The following is a 22237-nucleotide window of genomic DNA, read 5'->3' as shown; positions in this document are numbered from 1 at the left end:
TACCTTCATTTTTTTGTTCGCTTTATGCTTGGCGTATAAATGAAATCAGATCATCAACAGATACTTCATGTGATTCACCTGATTTTCTAAACTTCACTTCTACTATACCTTCTTCTGAACGTTTTCCGCAGCTAATACGAATTGGCAGTCCAATTAAATCACTGTCTGCAAATTTTACTCCTGCACGCTCCTGGCGGTCATCGAAAAGTACGTCAAAGCCTTCATCTTCTAAGCGCTCGTACAACGTTTCAGCCAGTTCTTTCTGCGCATCGTTTTTCATATTTAATGCAAGGAGGTGAAGGTCATATGGTGCCACTGTTTCCGGCCAAATGATTCCTTTCTCATCGTGATGCTGTTCAACAATCGCTGACAGCGTTCTAGAGATGCCGATGCCATAGCAGCCCATAATCATTGGCTGCGCACGACCATTCTCATCGAGGTACGTTGCATCCATCGACTCAGAATAACGAGTGCCCAGTTTAAAGACTTGTCCTACTTCAATCCCTTTTGCAAATTGGATTGTGCCTTCCCCATCTGGAGAAACATCTCCTTCTTGAATCAAGCGAAGATCTGTGAATTCTTTTACTGACACGTCACGTGCAGGATTGACATTGACATAATGATAATCCGCTTCGTTTGCACCAGCGACAGCATTTGTCATTCCCTTCACAGCAAGGTCAGCATAAATATCGACTTCTGCTTCCAGTTTAACAGGTCCAACAAATCCAGGCTCAGTTCCAATAACTTTCAGCACTTCTTCGCGTGAAGCAAGCTCGACAAGCTGTGCTCCTACCAAGTTTTTCACTTTCACATCATTTACTTCATGATCGCCTCTAGTTAGGATCAGAACATACGCATCATCTGCTTTAAACAAAACAGATTTAATGCAAGCAGAAGGTTCAACTTCTAAAAAGCCAGCCACATCTTGAATGGTTTTCATTTGCGGCGTATGGACTTTTTCAAGCTCTTTGAAGTCCGCAGGATTTGCTTCTTTTCCGTGATATACAGCCTCAGCCATTTCGATATTAGCGGCATATGAGGACGTATCAGAATAAGCGATGGTATCCTCTCCGACTTCTGAGAGCGCCATGAACTCATGCGTATCTTTTCCACCCATTGCCCCTGAATCTGCAATGACTGGTCTAAAATTGAGACCCACTTTTGAGAACACATTAGAGTAAGCCGTAAACATTTTGTTGTATGTCTCATCAAGGCTTTCTGGTGAAGAATGGAATGAGTATGCATCCTTCATGATAAATTCACGTCCGCGCAGCAGTCCAAAGCGTGGTCTCTGTTCATCACGGAATTTTGATTGAATTTGATATAGTGTTAAAGGTAGCTTCTTATACGATTTCACTTCGCTGCGTACTAATGATGTGATCACTTCTTCGTGGGTTGGGCCAAGCGCAAATTCGCGTCCGTGGCGATCCTTCATACGCATCAGTTCTGGACCGTATGTATACCATCTTCCTGACTCTTGCCACATTTCTGCCTGCTGCAGCACTGGCATTAGCAGCTCAGCCGCGCCTGCCTTTTCCATTTCCTTGCGGACGATCGATTGAATATGCTGAATGACTTTATGCGCAAGCGGCAGATAATGATAGATTCCACTTGTATTTTGTCTAATAAACCCAGCTCTTACTAAGAGTTGATGACTTTTTGCCTCAGCATCTGCCGGCACCTCTCGAAGAGTTGGAATAAAAGTCAGGGATTGTCTCATGTCGTTACACCTCATTTATGAAATAGGACTTCTCACAAAAACTCTTGTTTCCCGGAATGAGAAACAAGAGAGAATGGTTTTTATAAAAATAACCGCTGAATGTCATTCCACGTTACCACTAACATTAACAGCATGAGGAAAGCAACACCGATAAAGACAACAAGTGCTTCCTTCTCACGATTAATTGGTTTACCGCGAATGGCTTCAACAAATAAGAATAGTAAACGTCCTCCGTCTAATGCAGGAATCGGTAACAAATTCACGATGCCTAGGTTGATACTGAGGAACGCCGCAAACTGCATTAATGTTAACACACCTTGTTTGGCTACTTCTCCTGTCATGTCATAAATTCCAACAGGACCTGCTAACATGTCTAGTGAAAATTGTCCTGTGACAATTTTTTGCAAGTTCGTTAAGATCAGACCTGCCGTTGAAACGACAGTTGTTCCAGAGGATGAAATAACTTTCAAAAATCCATTTTCCGTTGGCGGATATGATCCGAAACGGCCAATGCTTTTCCCATCTGCTTTCACAGCTTCTGGTACAACCTGCACAGTGCTTTCCTTGCCGTCTCGGTCAATGACGACATTCATTTTTTTCTCAGGGTTCTTTTGAACTGTTTGAACGACGTCTGTCCAAGAATTCATTTTCTCGCCGTTAATGGACACGATGTGATCTCCCTGCATGAGTCCAGCCTCAGCCGCCCGGCCGTCTTTCGTCAGCTTACCGAGTACAGGATCATCAACGGTTACCCCTTGAATAAAACCTAAAGCAACCAAAATCACATACGCTAGAATAAAGTTCATAATCGGTCCAGCTGCGATAGCTTTAATTCGCTGCCAAACCGTTTTTGAACCGAATTGACGATTGTATGGTGCGATTTGAATTTCTTCACCATCTGCAATATAGAAGCTTGTTTGACTGACATTGTAGCCAGTCAGAATATCTTCATTTCCAGCTTCATATCCCGAGATTCTCATAGCATGATCTAAATCAATCTGCTCAACTTCGATGACAAGTGCATCAGGATATTTTTCTTTATCATTTAAAATGATCTTTTCTACTTCATTTTGCTCATTGAATAAGAGCCCCACTGTATGACCTGGTTTAATTTCGATAACTTCAGGGTCCTCTCCAGCCATTTTAACAAATCCGCCAATAGGGAGAAGTCTAATGGTATAAACGGTTTCTTTTCGTTTAAAGGAGAAAATCTTCGGCCCAAAACCAATTGCGAACTCGCGGCATAAAATCCCCGCGCGCTGCGCCATAATTAAATGGCCAAGCTCGTGGAAAAAAACGAGCGTTCCAAAAATAATAATAAACGCAATCACTGTATTCACGAACATACCACCTTATGTGAGGATTGATTGAACAAAGTCTCGTGTATCTTTGTCCACTTCATGGATATCTTGCAAACTAGGCGTTGAAATCACATGATGTCTGATTAGTGCCTTTTCAATCAATTCTTCAATTTGCAGGAACGTTACTTTGCCTTTCAGAAATGCATCGACTGCCATTTCATTTGCTGCATTAAGTACAGCAGGCATTGTCCCTCCTATTTTACCTGATTCATAAGCAAAATGTAAGCAGCGATACCTGTCAAAATCCGCTTTCTGGAAATTCAATTGTCCAATCTCCCAAAGGTTCAATGATTTCGCTTCTTGTAACGGCGCCCGGTCAGGGTATGTGAGTGCATATTGAATAGGCACTCTCATGTCAGGTGTCCCTAACTGAGCCATGACGCTTTTGTCGTGAAATTCCACCATCGAATGGATAATGCTCTCTTTATGTAGCAGCACATCAATTTGTTCATAAGGGATATCAAACAACCAATGTGCCTCGATCACCTCGAGCCCTTTATTCATCATCGTCGCTGAATCAATGGTGATTTTCGCTCCCATCGACCAGTTCGGGTGGTTCAGCGCTTCTTCAACCGTAACACCTTCAAGTTCAGTTCGTTTTTTATCTCGGAAACTACCACCTGAAGCTGTCACGATTAAGCGTTCAATATTTTTAGCTTGTTCACCTTGCAGGCATTGAAAAATAGCGGAATGCTCACTATCGACAGGAAGTAAAGGTACATCATATGTTTTAGCGTACTCTTTTACTATATGACCAGCTGTCACAAGTGTTTCCTTATTTGCGAGAGCAATCGTCTTTTTTTGTTCAATGGCCTTTAATGTTGGAACAAGTCCAACACTCCCTACAAGTGCATTGACCACTACGTCCACTGCATCATAGGTCGCTGCCTCGATGTTGGCTTCATCATCAGCAGCCAGCTTCACATCGTATGCAAATGAATGATTTTTTAGCGTGTGATAGGTTTCTTCGTCTACACAGCCGACGAATTCAGGCTGAAAGCGCTCAATGATCGGAATCGCCTTTGCTATATTTCTGCCAAATGTCATGGCTTTCAGCTTAAACTTGTCCGGGTGCTGACTGATCACATCTAACGTTTGTTCTCCAATTGATCCTGTTGCGCCTAATAGCGAAATATATTTCAAATTGCCACTCCTTCTCTCGTTCAATAAGTTTCTATGAGGTTAGCTGGCAAACGTTGCGAGCAGTAAGTATAAAAACGGCAGAACGAATAAAAAGCTGTCAAACCTGTCCAAAATCCCGCCATGGCCAGGGAGAATTGTCCCTGAATCCTTCACGTGATAATGACGCTTTAAAGCAGATTCCACAAGGTCGCCTAGCTGTCCAAAGATACTGAGTAAAAGAGTAATAAACATCACAAGCAGATATGATGGCAAAAATCCTGTAACCGCCTGAAACACAAGTGACAACACGACCGCTGTGACGATTCCGCCGATAAATCCTTCTACTGTTTTGTTTGGGCTGATTTCTGGCCAAAGCTTTCGTTTCCCCATAGATTTCCCAATAAAATAGGCTCCTGAGTCAGTAGACCAAATAATCACTGCTGCGAAGAAGATCGCACTCATGCCATATAAGCCTCTAATTTGGATAAAATAATAGAAACTAACGCCAATATATAATGTGGCTAATACAACAAAAGCAACCTCATCGAATGTGAAAGAGTTTTTGCTCAAAACTGTATAAGTTAAAAGTATTAAGACTGCAAATAAAGCAATCTGCATTTTTGATGCGTCCACGTTTGGGAAGAAGCTGTTGTCTCCGCCCATTAAAAGCCAAAGCAATATTAAGCTGACAATACCAGGAAAGCTGAAAATCGAGATCTTTTTCATTCTTAAAAGCTCAAAGAGAGCGACACTTCCCATTAAATAAATCAGCAGGGTAAATGGCATCTGTCCATATATAACTGCAAGCAAAAAGACTGCAGCTGCCAAAACACCCGTCAAAATTCTTTGTTTCATCTGCACCACCCTCTAAATTCCACCGAACCTCCGGCCGCGGCGCTGGTACTCCCCGATAGCGCCTATAAGGTGCTCATCAGAAAAGTCAGGCCAAAGCACATCCGTAAAGACAAACTCGCTGTACGCAATTTGCCAAAGCATAAAGTTGCTTAATCTAATTTCTCCACTCGTGCGAATGAGCAAATCCGGATCTTGAAGAGATTCTGTCATTAAATAAGCTGAAAACATCTCTTCTGTGATGTCTTCTGCTCGAAGCTTACCTTCTTTGACCTTTTCAGAAATTTGTCTGCATGCGGAGACGATTTCTGTGCGCCCACCATAGTTGAGCGCAAAGTTCAAAATGAGTCCGTCGTTGTTCGCCGTACTCTTTACTGCGTTCTCTACCGCTTTTTTCGTATGCTGCGGGAGGCCGTCTGGATCACCTGTTAAACGCACACGGACATTTTCTTCGATGAGTTCAGGCAGGTAGATGTTTAAAAATTCTTCAGGAAGTTTCATTAAAAAGTCTACTTCTAATTTTGGACGTTTCCAATTTTCCGTAGAGAAAGCATACAAAGTCAGCACTTTGACATTCAGCTCATTTGCAAGCTTTGTCATGCGCTTGACGACTTTCATTCCTTCATGATGACCTGCTACCCGTGGAAGAGCACGTTTTTTCGCCCATCTTCCGTTCCCATCCATGATAATGGCGATATGTTCAGGAATTTCTCCATTTAATATGTCTTCTTTTGTCAGGCTTTCTAAGTTGGAAGCTGCTGTTTGCTGATTCTTCCAATTTTTGAGTATATTGAGCATGAGATTCCTCCATCACCCAAAAAGGTTGCGTTCCCGCTAAATAATATAGTCATCAACAGTATTAACAAAAAAACCCCCTGTAAACATGAAGAGGGTCTTTTCACTATTATCTATTGTACATAGTTTTTTCTTAAACTTCCATGATTTCTTTTTCTTTATCTTTCGTCACGTCATCAATTTTAGCGACATATTCATCTGTCAATTTTTGAACATCCTCTGTCGATGATCTTAATTCATCTTCAGTGATCTCCCCATTTTTCTCAAGCTTTTTCAAATCATCGTTTGCATCACGACGCACGTTACGAACAGCTACTTTTGCTTCTTCTGAGTATTTTTTCACGACTTTCACAAGCTCTTTACGTCTTTCTTCTGTCAGCGCAGGAATCGCAATGCGGATCACATTTCCGTCACTTGTTGGCGTGATGCCAAGGTCAGACTTTTGGATCGCTTTTTCGATATCACCGATTGCTGTTTTATCGTAAGGTGTGATAATCAGCATACGTGCTTCTGGCACTGTGATCGACGCAATTTGGTTAAGCGGTGTTTGTGCACCGTAATAATCCACTGTCACTTTATCAAGCAGTGAAGCATTTGCACGGCCAGCACGAACAGTTGCAAGCTCACGTCCGTAGGCTTGTACGGCTTTTTCCATTTTTTCTTTCGTTTGGTTCAACACTTCTTTTGACACGTTATTTCCCCCTCACGATCGTTCCGATTGATTCGCCGTTTACGGCACGTTTAATATTTCCTTCTTCCATAATGGAGAAGACGATTAATGGAATGTCATTGTCCATACATAATGAGGACGCAGTAGAATCCATTACAGCAAGCCCTTCTTTAAGTACATCAAGATATGAAAGCTTATCATATTTTACTGCATCCGCATCTGTACGAGGATCAGCACTGTAGACACCATCTACATTATTTTTCGCCATTAAAATGACATCTGCTTCAATTTCTGCTGCACGAAGTGCTGCCGTAGTATCTGTAGAGAAATAAGGGTTTCCTGTTCCTGCAGCAAAAATGACGACACGTTTCTTTTCAAGATGACGGATCGCTTTTCTTCTTATGTATGGTTCTGCAACCTGTCTCATTTCGATAGAGGTTTGCACTCTAGACTGAATGCCAAGCGTTTCTAGGCTGTCCTGTAACGCCAGTGAGTTCATCACTGTTGCCAGCATCCCCATGTAGTCTGCTGTTGCACGGTCCATTCCTAGATCACTGCCTGTCTTTCCGCGCCAAAGGTTTCCTCCGCCTACAACGACTGCAACTTCAACATCGAGCTCTGCAATTTCTTTTACTTGCTTTGCAATTGATTGAATGACAGTTGGGTTAATTCCATTTCCAGCATCACCCGCTAGTGCTTCGCCACTTAGCTTCAGTACAATGCGATTATATTTCGGTTTGCTCATGATAACCTCCAAGTGTAAACTATACCGTCTCTTATTATGCGTAAGAAACTGTCTTTTGTAAATCAATATCCTCTAAAAAATAGGGAACACAGTGCTTGTGCTCCCTAAAAAAGCCCCAGAGAGCTTTTCAAACATTATTTTTTCACTTGGCTCATAACTTCTTCAGCAAAGTTGTCTTGACGTTTTTCGATACCTTCGCCCACTTCATAGCGAACATAAGTTTGAACAGTTGCGTTTTTCGCTGCTACAACTTGTTTCACTTTTTCATCTGGGTTTTTAACGAACGCTTGGTCAAGTAAGCAAATTTCTTCGAAGAATTTGTTTAGACGGCCTTCTACCATTTTAGCTACGATGTTTTCAGGCTTTCCTTCTTGAAGTGCTTGCTGTGTTAATACTTCACGCTCACGGTTTGCTTCTTCTTCTGACACTTGGTCACGAGAAATGTATTTAGGGTTTACAGCTGCAACGTGCATTGCGATGTCTCTTGCAAGCTCTTCGTCAGTTGTTCCATTAAGAACAGCTAACACACCGATACGTCCGCCCATGTGCAGGTAAGAACCGAATGCAGCATTATCTTCTTTCGTGATGACAGAGAAACGGCGTAGAGTGATTTTCTCTCCGATTTTAGCAATTGCAGATGTGATATGCTCTTCAACTGTAGAACCGTTTTCCATTTTAGAAGCATGAGCTTCTTCAATTGTTGCAGGTTTAGCAGCAAGCAAATGATCAGCAAGTTCGTTAAGAAGTGCTTGGAATCCTTCGTTTTTCGCAACGAAATCAGTCTCAGAGTTCACTTCTAGGATCACGCCTGTGTTGCCGTCAGTTTTGATAAGAGTTAATCCTTCTGCCGCAATACGGTCTGCTTTTTTCGCAGCTTTTGCGATTCCTTTTTCTCTTAGAAGGTCGATTGCTTTCTCGATGTCACCATCAGTTTCTGTTAACGCTTTTTTACAGTCCATCATACCTGCACCAGTTTTTTGACGCAGTTCTTTAACTAATTGAGCAGTAATTGCCATTTTACATTTCCTCCTTCTATGTTAAAACACGGATTACTAGGTGAAAAAAAGGTGATAAAAGGCATTTCCCTCTTATCACCTTTTGAATAGGTTACGCAGTTGTTGTTTCAGTTTCTGTCGTTTCTTCTACAACAGCTTCTTCTTCGCCTTGTTTAGACTCAAGAATCGCATCTGCCATTTTAGCAGTTAGAAGTTTTACAGCACGGATTGCATCATCGTTTGCAGGGATCACAACATCAATTTCGTCTGGATCACAGTTTGTGTCAACGATACCGATGATTGGGATATTCAATTTACGAGCTTCTGCAACTGCAATACGCTCTTTACGAGGGTCGATAATGAAAAGTGCATCCGGAAGACTCTTCATGTCTTTGATTCCGCCTAGGAATTTTTCAAGACGCTCTAATTCTTTTTTCAGTTGAACGACTTCTTTCTTAGGAAGAACTTCGAACGTACCGTTTTCTTGCATTTTTTCAATATCTTTTAAACGTTTAATACGTTTTTGGATTGTTTCAAAGTTTGTTAAAGTTCCACCAAGCCAGCGTTGGTTCACATAGAACATACCAGAACGGATTGCTTCTTCTTTCACTGAATCTTGTGCTTGCTTTTTCGTACCAACGAAAAGGATTTTTCCTCCGTCAGCAGCAAGGTTTTTCGTGAAGTTGTAAGCTTCTTCTACTTTTTTCACCGTTTTTTGAAGGTCGATGATGTAGATACCGTTACGCTCTGTAAAGATGTAACGCTTCATTTTTGGGTTCCAACGGCGAGTTTGGTGACCGAAGTGAACACCAGCTTCTAGCAATTGTTTCATAGAAATAACTGACATTTTGTTGCCTCCTAATATAATGGTTTTTTTTCCTCCGCTTAAGTCATGTTCACATAAAACTGCGCCACGGCAGCACCTTCATACGAATCATTAAGCGTGTGTATTTAACACCAAGAAATAATATAACACATGATGGACTGACAATCAAGAATCCTTTACAGCTTTCCGCTAAATTTTAATAAAAGCTCGATTTCTGTCTTGCCAGTTTTCATTTCTTTCGCTATTTCTTCTAGTGACCGCCCTTCATCATATAGGGTCTTCACTTGGTCCTCGAATGTTTCTTCTATTTCACTTTTAGAAGGCATAGAAGCCTCTGTTTCGAGTTGTGGAACGGGTTCGTTTACCTTCTCTTCCTGCACCTCAACTTCGCTAAGGAGAGCCGACAGGTGCTCCGGTACGGGATCTTCACTTTCGACCGATTGCTGGGATTCAATTGGTGGTTGTGGCTGCTTTGGTGTCTGAAGATCCGATTTCAGCTCTTCAGCAGAAAAATCAGGGGAAGCGGCTGCCACTTTTGATAGTTTGTCATTCTCTTCTTTGACCTCCATCAAAAATGCAGCCAGGGTATTTTCCGTTTCTTCTAGAAGTTCTCGCTGCTTTTGTTCTGTTGCCTTCAGCGAATTCATTCTCGTATATAAAATAATCACAAAATAAATAAGTGCAGCATGAAGCATGAAGCTAATCAGCCATAACATATTTTTTCACTCACTAACTCTTTAAGATTGAATGGCTTTATCAAGCAGATGCTTAAGCTTGAACAAGGCCTTTGAATGAATTTGCGAAATGCGCGAGGTAGATAAATTGAGCACTTGACCGATTTCCGTTAATGTCAGTTCTTCTTTATAGAAAAGACTGATCACAAGCTTTTCTTTTTCTGAAAGCTCTGTGATTTTTTCAGAAAGCTGTTCAATTAATTCATCTTTCAGCATTTTCTCTTCTGGAGTCACAGACTTCTCGTCGCGAATCATGACTTGGACGTTCTCTCCGTCTTCTTGATCATGCAGCTTCTCATCAATTGAGAGCAGATTTGCAAAGAATCCTTCATTCATCGTTGTGACGACATCCTGTTCACTCATGCCGAGTTCCTCAGCCACCTCTGTCGGCGTCACATTACGCAAATACCGCTGTTCAAGCTTTTCAATAGCCGCTTCTACTTTTTTTGTTTTTTCTCTTGATGTACGAGGCAGCCAGTCCTCTTTACGAAGACCGTCGATAATGGCCCCGCGGATTCTGAAGGATGCATATGTATCAAACTTCAGATCTCTTCCGGGATCAAATTTTTCAAGGGCATCATATAAACCGAGCATCCCTAGACTGATCAAGTCTTCTTTATGCACTGACTTCGGGAGACCGATGGAAATTCTTCCAACATGATATGTGACGAGCGGCATATAGCGGCGCATAAGATCATCTCCAGCAGCTGGGTCTTTCCACTCTTTCCATCTAGCCCATAGCGCCTGATCTTCGTAATTTAAGGATTGCATCTTTATCCCCCTATACTTCCTTAGTTATATCTTCATAATGCCTTGCTTCACAGTACGGATCTCAAGCTCTGCCGTAAGCGGATCGAATTCAATCGTACGGCCACTGTTTCCGCCTGTATCCTCACTAATAATCGGGATATGATGAAGAGACAGATGTTCTTTTACAGCTGAAACGTTTCTAGGTCCAATTCTCATTAGATCATTGGTTGACTTAAACTTAAACATTTCCGCCCCGCCAGCAAGTTTTGCCTTTAGCGCATGTTTGCGTGCGCCTGCTTTTAGGAGCAGATCAATTGTATGCTTGACACCTGTATCTGCATATTTAGCCAAGTTCTCCACCGCCCCTTTTGAAAGAGAGGAGTCTGGAAGCATAACATGGACAAGGCCTGCCAGCCTTTTGTCTTGATCAAACAAGACAAGCCCTACGCAGGAACCAAGACCGGATGTCCGAATGCGGTCCGGTGATTTAACAAGCTGAACATCCGCAATACCAACCTTTACAACTGCCGGAATTTGCACGTTCATTATAGGTTACCTAATGCTTTGAATAGTTTTTCAAACGATTCAAAGTCTGGTAATAGAAACATATTTCCTTTCAGCTCTTGCTTATTTTGATCATCAAAAATAGATGTATCAATCACAATCGCCTGATCGCCAAGAGGACTGAATTGCATCAACCCTTCACTAATGACAGCCCCGAACATATCGAGCGTCACATCTGGAACACTTGGGTAAAGCTGCAATTTTGTTAAATCGGCAAGGGCTGATAAATAAGAGCCCGCTAAAATATTTCCCAGTTCATGAAGTGCTGACGTCCCCATCTCATGTTCATGAATCGTATCAATATCAAATGCAGGGTCCTGGACAAGCTCTCTTACAAATTGCTCCGCTTGCTCAAACGGCATAATGAAAAAGATTGAGCCGGTTAAATCCCCTTCCATTCGCAGGAAAATGCTTGCAACAGGAAGGTCTGCACCGCCAAAGAAATCCATTAAATCTTCAAACGAGAGAACCTTGACAAAAGGAACAGCCATATCTATTTTGCGATCCAATAGGTTGGCAAGAGCAGACGCTGCGTGGCCTGCCCCGATATTCCCAACCTCTCCTAAAATATCTAGCTGTTCATCTTTAATTTCGTTGAAAATGCTCATTTCACATCCCCCTTAATGAACAGGTGCACCTTGAACGCTCTTGTCGAGGACAGCACCGGCATGAATAATATTGAAAAGACGCTGATCATGCTTAATAATACCTGTCACCCATGACTGTCCTTCTTTTTCAGCTGATTCAGGAGAAGATTCTACTTCTTCCTGATGGACGGTAATAACATCATTTGCTTCGTCAACAATCCAGCCGACTTCAATGTCACCAACTTGTACAATGATCATTCTTGTTTCATCTGTAATCTCGTTGTCAGTAGAACCAAGTCTGACTCTCAGGTCAATGACAGGCGTCACGACACCGCGTAAATTAATAACACCGCATATATAAGGGGCAACGCCAGGAACTCTTGTCGGCTGCTGCCATTTTTCAATGGACTTTACTTCTGATACTGAAATGGCGTATTCTTTTTTGTTTACGATAAACACAATCATCTTTTCGCCAGTTTTGATATCTGTACTCATTTCAGACCGCTCCTCTATTGTTTTTTACTTGATCAGTGCATTACAGTCAACGATGAGTGCAACTTGACCGTCACCTAGGATCGTTGCGCCGGATATCGCAAATACGTTTGGCAGATAATCTCCTAGTGATTTCAATACAACCTCTTGCTGACCAATAAATGAATCGACCACAAATGCTGTCAGCTTGTCTCCTTTACGAACAACAATGATGTGCAGTTCTTCCTCTAATTCATTCGCATTTGGTACGTGGAATTGTTTCTTCAAGTACACGACCGGTACGATAAATCCGCGGAAATCAATCACTTCACGATCATGCGTTTGCAGGATGTCACTTTTCTTAATGACCGCCGTTTCAATAATAGAAGAAATCGGAATCGCAAATGTTTCCTCTTCTAGTTTTACAAGAAGAACGGAAATAATCGATAATGTAAGCGGAAGCTGGATCGAAAATAGTGAACCCTGTCCTTCTGTTGAGTTAATGCTCACAGATCCGCCAAGTGATTCCAGCTTGTTTTTCACAACGTCAAGACCTACACCGCGGCCTGAGATGTCAGAAATCGTATCAGCTGTAGAGAATCCTGCTGCAAAGATCAATGAATCAATTTGATGATCTTCAAGCGTTTCTGCTTCTCTTTCTGTAATAACCCCGCGCTCTAACGCTTTTTCAAGCACCTTTTTACGGTTAATCCCGCCTCCATCATCTTCTACTTCAATGAAGACATGGTTTCCGCTATGATACGCTTTTAATAGAACCGTACCTTTTTCCGGCTTGCCTTTTTTCACACGTTCTTCTGGTGATTCAATCCCGTGATCTAGACTGTTTCTAAGTAAGTGCAACAGCGGATCTCCAATCTCGTCGATCACTGTTCGATCAAGCTCCGTCTCAGCACCCTCAATAATCAGTTCAATTTTCTTATTAAGCTCTTTCGTCAATTGACGAATCATACGCGGGAATCTGTTAAAGACAGTTTCCACAGGTACCATTCTCATGTTCAGGATGATTGATTGCAGGTCTCCAGAAATACGAGTCATTCTTTCGACTGTGTCTGTGAGTTCGTTATTTTCTAGTTCTTTAGCAATCTGTTCCAATCGGCCTCTATCAATCACAAGTTCTTCAAATAGATTCATAAGAGAATCAAGACGGTCGATGTTGACACGAATTGTTTTCGTTCCGCCGGCAGCTGCACCGTTATTGCCATTTGCTTTTGGCGCATCATTTGCTGGCGCTTTTACAGCAGGAACGGATGTTTCTTCTTTTTTCTGTTCAGGCTGCACCTCTTGCTTTTCAGCCGGAGCTGCTTCTTCAAATGCGGAGACTTCAGAGATCTCAACCTTCTCAACCTCTGAGATCGCCGTGACGATTTTCTGCACTTCGTCCATCGGCTGTTTAGAAAGATAAGAAATGCTGAATTCAGATTCAAAATCTTCTGATTCTAACAGTTCTGCATTTGGAACGGTTTTGACAACCTCGCCTGCTTCATTTAGTCTTTCAAAAATCATATAGACACGAACAGCTTTTAGTAAGCACGCTTCGCTTAATGTCACGTTAAGTTCATAGCATTTGAAGCCTTGCTCTCTCGCTTCATCAAGAACCGTACGTTCAAATTCGTTATAATCTAAGTCATTAGCAGCAGCTGATGCATCTGCTGTTTCAACGCTAGAAGCTGCTTCAGCATGGCTTCCTGTCACATCTAGCTTTTTACTAATCTCTGTGACATCACGTTTCCCGTCTCCTCCTTCTGCAATCGATTGAACCATTGCTTCAAGATGATCGAGTGCTTCGAACATCGTATCCATTGACTCAGGAGTGACAATCATTTGTTCATTACGGATAGCATCAAACATGTTTTCTAAATGATGCGTTAAATGAGCCATATCATCAAAGCCCATCGTTGCACTCATTCCTTTCAATGTATGAGCCGCTCTGAATATATCATTCACTAGCTGCAAGTCGGTTGGGTTCTTTTCTAAATCAAGAAGTTTTTCATTACAAGTTTGTAAGTGTTCTCTGCTTTCATCTAAAAAGATATCTAAGTATTGGTTTACATCCAACGTGTTCACGCCCTCTCTTTTTTCATGGAGCTAATAATTGCATGTGCGATGTCATCCACATGCCTTGTTTCATGTGCAAGGCCTGCTTTAATGACTGATTTAGGCATTCCGAAAACAACACATGATTCTTCTTTTTCTGCAATGACTTTCGTATGACCGCTTGCGACCATTTTTTTGACACCTTCAGTACCATCACTGCCCATACCTGTCATAATGACAGCGATTTTCTCGTAACCCTTTATGCTGCTGATGGATTCAAATAAATAGTTAACAGATGGTTTGTGCCGGCTTTCCGTGTCTTCAGGGGACAGCCTGATGACAAGTGACCCCCCTTGGTCATGAAGTGACATATTCATTCCACCAGGAGCTATGTAAGCCACTCCATTTTTCGCGATGTCTCCATCTTGCGCTTCTTTAATCGTAATTTGTGATAAATGATCTAACCTAGTAGCAAGTGATGCCGTGAATCCTGCTGGCATATGCTGCACAATCAATATAGGGGCCTCGATGTCCTTAGGCAGCTTCGTTACGACTCGTTGAAGTGCCCTTGGTCCCCCTGTAGATGTTCCGATAGTAATAATCTTTCGGAGTGAGCTGCCTTTTACAGATGGCAGCCGGGGTGCAGCCACTGGACTTGGCGGCTTTATCACCGGCTTAGGAGACACCTTCTCTTCAGTGCGTTTCCTTGACAGTCCTGCTGCAAGTACCCGCTCTACAATTTGCCCCCTCACTTTGTGCAAATCGAGAGAAATACTTCCCGAAGGCTTTGTCACAAAGTCAAAAGCACCGAGTTCTAAGCAATGGATGGTTAAATCTTTTCCTTGCTTTGTCTGGCTTGACACCATAATCACGGCAAGGTCGTGTTCAGCCAGAATTTGTTTTAATGCTTCTGTTCCATTTAAAACAGGCATTTCCACATCTAACGTGACAACATCTGGATTCAGTTCCTTGATCCGTTTTAAGGCATCTTCCCCATTTCGCGCCGTTCCGACGACTTCTATTTCTTGCTCGGCACTTAGAAAATCACTAATGAGCTTTCTCATAAAGGCCGAGTCATCTACTACTAGCACTCTAATCATGAGTCCACCTTCCTCCTTTTAAAAAAAGAGGACAACTTATCTATAAACGTATGCTGTTCTCTCCGTGCCTCTCTTATCTGCTGATGATATAGTGTTTCTGCCAGCATCTTAATGGTTTTACTCAGCCTTGAATGAGGCTGCTTCATATAAAATGGAATTTGTTCTGATACTGCTTTAGGAACCGCAGGATCATCAGGCACAGCGCCAGCAAATACAAGTTTTCTGTGAAGAAAAGATGTGACCACTCCTGCTAATTTCCGGTAGGTTTCAGACCCTTCTGACGGGGTTTTGCACCGATTGACAATGATTTGCACAGACCGTTCAAACTGATGAATGGCTAAGTGTTTAATCGCGCTGTAGGCATCCATGATGGATGTTGGCTCTGGCGTAGTCACAACGACCACTTCTCCTGCCGATAAGACAAAAGGCAGCTGATCTTTTGACAAGCCGGCACCCATATCGAAAAAGATACAATCGAAGTCCTGCATGATTCTTTCCATCTCTTCCAAAAAGAACGACCATTGATCTTTATCTAAAGAAAACAGCTGTTCAAGCCCGCTTCCGCCAGAAATGTAATATAGGTTGTCCGTTCCTTTTGTCATGGCTGCTTGGAAGGATTTTTTTCTAACGAGAACATCTAATATAGAACTAGTCGATGTTTTCCCTAGTAAAATATCAATATTCCCCATCCCAAAATCAAGATCAATCACTAACACTCTTCTCTCTGTACTTGCGATAGACAGTGCCATATTCAGGGTCAAATTCGATTTACCTACCCCGCCTTTACCGCTCATGACGGCAATGGTCTTTGCCTGTCCGCTGGCGTTAAGAGGAGAAGGTGTGATGATTTGACTCTGCTGAACTAGTTTTCTTAACCCTTCTGCTTGGTCAGGCTTCATGATTGTAAAACCATCCTTGTAAGTTCAAGAGGAGAACCTTCAAGAATATCCTCAGGCACATTTTGACCATTTGTTAAAAAACCAAGTTTGATTTGAGAGTCAGCAATGATTTGAAAAATGGTTCCCATCGTGTCCGTTTCATCTACTTTTGTAAAAATGAATTGATTGATTGGAACGTGCTCAAAGCGTTTGACCATGGCTTTCATGTCTTGATACTTCGATGTGGCACTCATCACGAGAAAACTTTGAATGCTCTCATCAAATGGAATAATGTCGGTCAGCTCTTTGATATACGCTTCTTCTTTAAAGTTACGGCCTGCTGTATCGATGAAAATATGATCATATTCTTTAAAGGTCTCTTGGGCTTTTACAAAATCCTCTCTCGAATAACAAACCTCAAGCGGTGCATTCAGAAGTTCAGCATATGTTTTCAGCTGTTCGATCGCTGCAATCCGGTACGTATCGGTTGTAATAAAAGCGATTTTCTTTTGCTGCTGAATGGCCGTTTTAGCAGCCAGCTTTGCAATCGTTGTCGTTTTACCAGCTCCGGTTGAACCGAACAGTACAATGTATTTTGAAGAAATCATCGGCTCATCAGAGGTTTTAGCTGGCAGCATATCTGTCAGCAGTTGTTCAAGTTCTTTTTTTATGTGATTTTCTTTAACCGCACCCTTTGTTAAAAGACCCTTCAGGCATTCGTCTCGAATGGCATCATCAAGCCCTTGATCCTTTAGCTTTTGATCGATTGCTATAAGAGGATCAGGCAGAATACCCGCATGCCGTTCATTCCTCACATATTCTAAAGGCTGAGTATGAGAAGGCGCTGGTTTCGCCGCCTTGGGAACAAATGAAGGCTCTTCGGGCAGCTTTTCCTTTTTTGGCAACACTGGAAGAGGCGGCGCAGGGTTTAACCCTTTACCAGCTCTTTCCTCGAAATCTTGATCCAGCACTGCAATCACTTCGACCATTTGCTGTTTCTTCAAACCGAACAGTTTGCGTTTGACAACGGTTTTAGAATTTAAAATAACGGCATCTTTCCCAAGCTGCTGCCTGATTTGAATCGTTGCCTCCTGCATAGAATTTGCTGTGATTTTTTTCATTTTCATTAGATATCCACCACTCCGATGCTCTGTACTTCCACATTCGCTTCTAGTTCGTTATAAGATAGTACCGGTAAATCTGGGAAATATCTTTCTAACAACTGCTTAACGTACATTCTTATAGGAGGTGAGCATAATAAAACCGGCGTTTCCTGACGAAGCGAAAGCTGTTCAATTTCTCTCGCCACTGATTGAATCACACTTTCAGAGGATTCTGGATCTAACGATAAGTAGTTGCCATGCTCTGTCTGCTGAACGCTGTCTGCAATCACCTTTTCTACTCGGCCTGAGCATGTCACGACTTTGAGTGATTCATTTTCTCTTGCATACTGTGCGGTAATCTGTCTTGCCAGCGCCTGTCTCACATACTCTGTTAATAAATCTGTATCAGTCGTTAATTTTCCGTAGTCTGCAAGTGTCTCAAAAATGGTGACAAGGTTTCGGATAGAGACCTTTTCTTTCAGCAGCTTCGCCAGTACTTTTTGAATATCACCGACTGCCAGCGGATTTGGCGTTACCTCATCCACTAAGACAGGATAACTTTCTTTCAGATGATCGATTAATTGTTTCGTTTCTTGGCGTCCGAGCAGCTCGTGTGTGTTTTGTCTAATCTTCTCTGTGATGTGAGTAGACACAACAGACGCTGGATCCACAACCGTATAGCCTAGCATCTCAGCCTGATCTTTTTCTGCTTCTGATATCCATTTAGCCGGCAGGCCAAAGGATGGTTCGATTGTTTCAATTCCTTCAATCGGATCATCATCAGGCGTTGGGGACATCGCTAAGTAATGATCAAGCAGCAGCTCTCCTTTTGCTACTTCGTTCCCTTTAATTTTCAACCGGTATTCATTTGGGTTCAGTGCAATATTGTCCCGGATTCGGACGACTGGAATGACGAGACCAAGTTCAAGGGCAAGCTGCCTTCGGATCATCACAATCCGGTCTAACAGGTCACCGCCCTGGTTTGCATCAGCGAGCGGGATGAGGCCGTAGCCAAATTCAAATTCAATGGCATCCATTTGCAGGAGATGAATGACACTTTCTGGACTTTTCATCTCTTCTACCTCTGCCTGTTCCTCCAGTACCTCTTCAATTTCTTCTTGGTCTTGTTTGTTTTTCGACATCAAGTATGCGCCGAGGGCAAGTAAACCTGCGATCGGTCCTGTCAAAAGTACGCCGATTGGCGTAAACAGCCCAAGAAGGAAGATCGTGCCTGCTGTGACGTAAAGCATAGCAGGGAATGCAAACAGTTGTTCAGTGATATCTGAACCAAGGTTCCCATTAGAAGCAGCCCTTGTGACGACAATCCCTGTTGCTGTTGAAATGAGAAGTGCAGGAATTTGTGAAACAATCCCGTCTCCTACCGTTAATAGCGTAAAGTGGGAAGCTGATTCTTGAATCGACATTCCTTGCTGAAGCATCCCAATAATGATTCCAAAAATAATATTAATAATGACGATGATAATACCTGCGATGGCATCCCCTTTAACGAACTTACTTGCACCATCCATCGCTCCATAAAAGTCTGCTTCTCTCGCTACTTTTTCACGGCGGTTTCTTGCTTCACTTTCTGTCAGCATACCTGCATTTAAATCTGCGTCAATACTCATTTGTTTACCTGGCATCGCATCGAGAGTAAATCTTGCCGCAACCTCTGATACACGCTCTGCCCCTTTTGTGATAACAATAAACTGAATGATAATCAGGATAAGGAAAACAACGAGACCCACGAGGATATTTCCTCCAACAACAAATGAACCGAACGTTTCTACAACCTTTCCAGCATCTCCTGTTGAAAGAATAGAACGTGTTGTAGAGATGTTAAGCCCTAAACGAAACAGCGTTAAGAGCAAAAGCAATGATGGAAAAATTGAAAATTGCAGTGGTTCTTGCATGTTCATTGTGGTGAGAAGCACGATAAGCGCAAGAGAAATATTAATAATGATTAAAATACTTAATAGCATTGGCGGAAACGGTATGACCAGCATCGCCACAATTAAAATAACACTGAATAAAACAGATAAATCTCTTGCTGACATGCCTGTTCTCTCCTTTTAAAACCAAAAATTCATAAAATCTTTTGTTTCGTTTTATAGACGTAAGCTAAAATTTCTGCGATGGCCTTAAAGTATTCTTCCGGCACCGCTTGGTCGATGTCGACCTGATCATAGAGCGCGCGGGCGAGCGGCCGGTTTTCTACGGTCATGATATCGTGCTCTTTCGCAATCGTTCTAATTTTCAAAGCCAAAATATCCGTTCCCTTTGCCACAACAAAGGGCGCGTCCATTTTTTCTTCGTCATACTTTAAAGCAATGGCATAGTGGGTTGGGTTTGTAATGATGACGTCCGCTTTTGGGACTTCCTGCATCATCCGTCTCATGGCCATTTCCCGCTGACGCTGTTTAATCTTTGATTTGATGAGCGGGTCACCCTCTGATTTTTTATACTCATCTTTGATGTCTTGTTTGGACATCCGCAAGTTTTTTTCATAATCAAATTTCTGATACATATAATCAAGCCCTGCTAAGATCAGAAGAGCACCAGCAGCATACAGCCCCATAATTAAGGTCATATTTGCAACGAAATGAAGGGTTTCCTCTGCTGTTAATAAAGGAAGCCGCAGAATTTCGTCAAAGTGCATCCAAAGAGCAATAAATGTCGCAAAGCCTACAAAGCCAATTTTCAAAATGGATTTTAATAGCTCTACGAGGGCTCGAATACTGTATATCCGTTTAAACCCTTTGATTGGGTCAAGCTTTTCTAATTTCGGTTTGATCACTTCTGGTGAAAAGAGAAATCCGACTTGTAAATAGTTACTGATAATGCCCGCCAGCATACCAACACCAAGGATTGGCATGAGGAGGAGCCCTGTTTCCTGAAGCAATTCCAAGAATAATTGATGAATATTAGATGTGCTAACCTTCATTAGCATGGTTGTTGAATAAAAACGTTCTATGAGCGCGATAATCCGCTCTTTCATAAAAGGCCCAATAAAAAAGAATGATAAAAAGATTAATAGAAATGAGATGGCTGTATTGACGTCGGTGCTTTTGGCAACCTGTCCTTTTTTACGTGAATCCCGCCTTTTTTTCGGCGTTGCTTTTTCTGTTTTTTCACCTGCGAAAAATTGCAAGTCTAGTCTAAGCCTTGTCATCATGACGAACCACCGACCAATGCTAAGAAATTCCTCATGGTGAGTACAATCGTTTCAAATGTATTTTGGACAACACCGAAGATGACGCCCATACAGATGATGATCATAATAAAACTCACACCCATTTTAATAGGAAGTCCAACCACAAATACGTTCATTTGCGGAACTGTACGTGCCACAATCCCTAGCGCCAAGTCGACTAAAAACAGACTTGCCACGACAGGTGCCGAGATTTGAAAGGCGATGATAAACATTTGGTTGAAGCTCTTTGCGATAAAGTAAGCAAAGGATTCACTGCCGAAATTCAATGCGTATTGATCAACTGCAATGTATTGAAAGCTGTAATAGATTCCATCAAGCAGCAGGTGATGTGCGTTTGTTGCCAGCATCAACAGCAATGTGACCGTATAAAAAAACTGTCCCATCAGCGGCGTCTGCGCCCCTGTTTGCGGATCAATAATATTGGCAATCGCAAAACCCATTTGAAAATCAATGAATGAGCCGGCAATTTGAACAGCGGACACCATGATGTATGCAATCAGCCCAAGCAGAAGTCCGACCATTGCTTCTTTCACCGCAAGCATCATATAAAGACCGTCTATGTCGAGTGCTGGCGGTTCTTTTATGGTGCTAAAACTAATGACAGCTAAAAACAGTGAGAATCCAACTCTGTGTACAGCCGGGATCGTTCTATGCGCTAAAAGCGGTACTGTCACAAAAAAAGCGGTGATCCGAATAAAAACTAAAAGAAAAGCAGGGAATAATTCTATAATTGACATCGCTTATTAACCTGCAAATCGATCTAAATTCGAGAACAGCTCTGTCGTAAAGGACACGATTGTTGAAAGCATCCATGGACCAAACACAACAAGTCCAATGAGTACTGCAACAATCTTAGGAATAAACGCAAGCGTCTGTTCTTGAATTTGGGTTGTCGCCTGAAACACACTGACAATCAGTCCCACAATGAGTGCGAGCGCTAGAAGCGGCCCACTCACAAGCAATACCACATACACTGATCTTTCAGCCATCGTAATGACAAATTCTGAACTCATGTTTTAAGCACCTACTCTAAAAGCTTTGCAGCAAAGATTTAACGATCAAATACCATCCATCGACTAAAACAAATAACAATATTTTGAAAGGGAGCGATATCATAACCGGCGGAAGCATCATCATCCCCATTGACATCAGAACACTTGCGACCACCATGTCAATAATTAAAAATGGAATAAAGATCATAAAACCAATTTGAAATGCCGTCTTTAATTCTGAAATGGCAAAAGCGGGAACCATCGCCGTTAAAGGAATATCTTTAATCGATTCAGGTGTATCCATTTTTGCGTAGCTAAGAAATAAAGCCAAATCTTTTTGTCTTGTGTGTTTACTCATAAACTCTTTAATAGGCACTTCGGCTTTTTCATACGCCTGATTTAACGTGATGTCATCATTTAAAAGCGGCGTCAGCGCCTCTTTATTAATCTGTGAGAACGTGGGTGCCATGATAAAAAATGTGAGAAACAATGCAAGTCCAACAAGCACTTGGTTTGGCGGCATTGAGTTGGTTGCAAGTGATGTTCTGACGAATGAAAGAACAATCACAATCCGTGTAAAACACGTCATTAAAATGAGAATGCCCGGTGCAACCGAAAATACTGTTAAAAGTAAAAGAAGACGGACAGATGTGCTGATATTTCCTGCACCGCTGGAATTAAATAAATCAATAAACTCATTCAT

At 42.1% G+C, this 22237-nt stretch carries 23 protein-coding genes; all 23 read right to left on the bottom strand.

Features of this window, described 5'->3' with window-relative positions:
• Positions 1–22: 22 nt before the first annotated feature.
• The gene (locus AAYR28_RS07945; protein WP_061109848.1) at positions 23–1720 is read right to left on the bottom strand and encodes a proline--tRNA ligase; all 1698 of its coding nucleotides are present in this window, start codon (positions 1718–1720) and stop codon (positions 23–25) included.
• A gap of 80 nt (positions 1721–1800) precedes the next feature.
• On the bottom strand, positions 1801–3066 hold the full coding sequence (rseP, locus tag AAYR28_RS07940; RefSeq protein WP_101677204.1) for an RIP metalloprotease RseP: 1266 nt from the start codon (positions 3064–3066) through the stop codon (positions 1801–1803).
• A 6-nt stretch (positions 3067–3072) separates the two neighbouring features.
• Entirely contained in the window at positions 3073–4224 is a 1152-nt protein-coding gene (gene dxr / locus AAYR28_RS07935; protein ID WP_120207043.1) for a 1-deoxy-D-xylulose-5-phosphate reductoisomerase, read from the bottom strand.
• 39 nt (positions 4225–4263) lie between these two features.
• Positions 4264–5058, bottom strand: a complete 795-nt coding sequence (locus AAYR28_RS07930) for a phosphatidate cytidylyltransferase (RefSeq protein WP_024424148.1) — start codon at positions 5056–5058, stop codon at positions 4264–4266.
• 12 nt (positions 5059–5070) lie between these two features.
• Positions 5071–5853 carry an isoprenyl transferase gene (locus AAYR28_RS07925; RefSeq protein WP_034281803.1) on the bottom strand — a complete coding sequence of 261 codons (783 nt, stop codon included), beginning with the start codon at positions 5851–5853 and terminating at the stop codon, positions 5071–5073.
• Positions 5854–5983: 130 nt separating this feature from the next.
• Positions 5984–6541 (bottom strand): ribosome recycling factor, encoded by a 558-nt coding sequence (gene frr, locus AAYR28_RS07920; protein ID WP_024424150.1) that lies wholly within the window; start codon positions 6539–6541, stop codon positions 5984–5986.
• A gap of 1 nt (position 6542) precedes the next feature.
• On the bottom strand, positions 6543–7265 hold the full coding sequence (pyrH, locus tag AAYR28_RS07915) for a UMP kinase (RefSeq protein ID WP_008344767.1): 723 nt from the start codon (positions 7263–7265) through the stop codon (positions 6543–6545).
• A gap of 134 nt (positions 7266–7399) precedes the next feature.
• Positions 7400–8281, bottom strand: coding sequence for a translation elongation factor Ts (tsf, locus tag AAYR28_RS07910; protein ID WP_034281801.1), 882 nt, complete (start codon positions 8279–8281; stop codon positions 7400–7402).
• 91 nt (positions 8282–8372) lie between these two features.
• Positions 8373–9107 carry a 30S ribosomal protein S2 gene (gene rpsB, locus AAYR28_RS07905; RefSeq protein ID WP_024426991.1) on the bottom strand — a complete coding sequence of 245 codons (735 nt, stop codon included), beginning with the start codon at positions 9105–9107 and terminating at the stop codon, positions 8373–8375.
• 155 nt (positions 9108–9262) lie between these two features.
• The gene (locus AAYR28_RS07900) at positions 9263–9802 is read right to left on the bottom strand and encodes a hypothetical protein (protein ID WP_024426990.1); all 540 of its coding nucleotides are present in this window, start codon (positions 9800–9802) and stop codon (positions 9263–9265) included.
• Between the two features lie 21 nt (positions 9803–9823).
• Positions 9824–10591 carry a FliA/WhiG family RNA polymerase sigma factor gene (locus tag AAYR28_RS07895; RefSeq protein ID WP_024424154.1) on the bottom strand — a complete coding sequence of 256 codons (768 nt, stop codon included), beginning with the start codon at positions 10589–10591 and terminating at the stop codon, positions 9824–9826.
• Between the two features lie 24 nt (positions 10592–10615).
• Positions 10616–11116 carry a chemotaxis protein CheD gene (locus tag AAYR28_RS07890; protein WP_024426989.1) on the bottom strand — a complete coding sequence of 167 codons (501 nt, stop codon included), beginning with the start codon at positions 11114–11116 and terminating at the stop codon, positions 10616–10618.
• On the bottom strand, positions 11116–11742 hold the full coding sequence (locus AAYR28_RS07885) for a chemotaxis protein CheC (RefSeq protein ID WP_024424156.1): 627 nt from the start codon (positions 11740–11742) through the stop codon (positions 11116–11118). Before AAYR28_RS07885 ends, AAYR28_RS07890 begins: the two co-directional genes overlap by 1 nt.
• A gap of 12 nt (positions 11743–11754) precedes the next feature.
• Positions 11755–12216, bottom strand: coding sequence for a chemotaxis protein CheW (locus AAYR28_RS07880; RefSeq protein ID WP_024424157.1), 462 nt, complete (start codon positions 12214–12216; stop codon positions 11755–11757).
• Between the two features lie 24 nt (positions 12217–12240).
• Positions 12241–14268, bottom strand: a complete 2028-nt coding sequence (locus tag AAYR28_RS07875) for a chemotaxis protein CheA (RefSeq protein ID WP_041117392.1) — start codon at positions 14266–14268, stop codon at positions 12241–12243.
• Positions 14269–14273: 5 nt separating this feature from the next.
• Positions 14274–15347 carry a protein-glutamate methylesterase/protein-glutamine glutaminase gene (locus AAYR28_RS07870; RefSeq protein ID WP_034281797.1) on the bottom strand — a complete coding sequence of 358 codons (1074 nt, stop codon included), beginning with the start codon at positions 15345–15347 and terminating at the stop codon, positions 14274–14276.
• Positions 15344–16249 carry a MinD/ParA family protein gene (locus AAYR28_RS07865; protein WP_051627337.1) on the bottom strand — a complete coding sequence of 302 codons (906 nt, stop codon included), beginning with the start codon at positions 16247–16249 and terminating at the stop codon, positions 15344–15346. Before AAYR28_RS07865 ends, AAYR28_RS07870 begins: the two co-directional genes overlap by 4 nt.
• On the bottom strand, positions 16243–17352 hold the full coding sequence (gene flhF / locus AAYR28_RS07860; protein ID WP_041117390.1) for a flagellar biosynthesis protein FlhF: 1110 nt from the start codon (positions 17350–17352) through the stop codon (positions 16243–16245). Before flhF ends, AAYR28_RS07865 begins: the two co-directional genes overlap by 7 nt.
• Positions 17352–19385 carry a flagellar biosynthesis protein FlhA gene (flhA, locus tag AAYR28_RS07855; RefSeq protein ID WP_034281791.1) on the bottom strand — a complete coding sequence of 678 codons (2034 nt, stop codon included), beginning with the start codon at positions 19383–19385 and terminating at the stop codon, positions 17352–17354. The genes flhF and flhA overlap by 1 nt, the downstream gene beginning before the upstream one ends.
• Positions 19386–19414: 29 nt before the next feature.
• Positions 19415–20503: a flagellar biosynthesis protein FlhB gene (gene flhB, locus AAYR28_RS07850; protein ID WP_029707677.1), complete on the bottom strand. Its 1089-nt coding sequence runs from the start codon at positions 20501–20503 to the stop codon at positions 19415–19417.
• Positions 20500–21279, bottom strand: coding sequence for a flagellar biosynthetic protein FliR (fliR, locus tag AAYR28_RS07845; RefSeq protein ID WP_024426982.1), 780 nt, complete (start codon positions 21277–21279; stop codon positions 20500–20502). Before fliR ends, flhB begins: the two co-directional genes overlap by 4 nt.
• A gap of 6 nt (positions 21280–21285) precedes the next feature.
• Positions 21286–21555 carry a flagellar biosynthesis protein FliQ gene (gene fliQ / locus AAYR28_RS07840; RefSeq protein ID WP_003211206.1) on the bottom strand — a complete coding sequence of 90 codons (270 nt, stop codon included), beginning with the start codon at positions 21553–21555 and terminating at the stop codon, positions 21286–21288.
• Positions 21556–21571: 16 nt separating this feature from the next.
• Positions 21572–22237 (bottom strand): flagellar type III secretion system pore protein FliP, encoded by a 666-nt coding sequence (fliP, locus tag AAYR28_RS07835; protein ID WP_008354479.1) that lies wholly within the window; start codon positions 22235–22237, stop codon positions 21572–21574.

It is taken from the genome of Bacillus safensis (genome assembly GCF_039619585.1).
Classification (GTDB): Bacteria; Bacillota; Bacilli; order Bacillales; family Bacillaceae; genus Bacillus; species Bacillus safensis.
The sequence above is the reverse complement of the archived record's forward strand: the minus strand, read 5'-3'. Positions and strand labels throughout refer to the sequence as shown.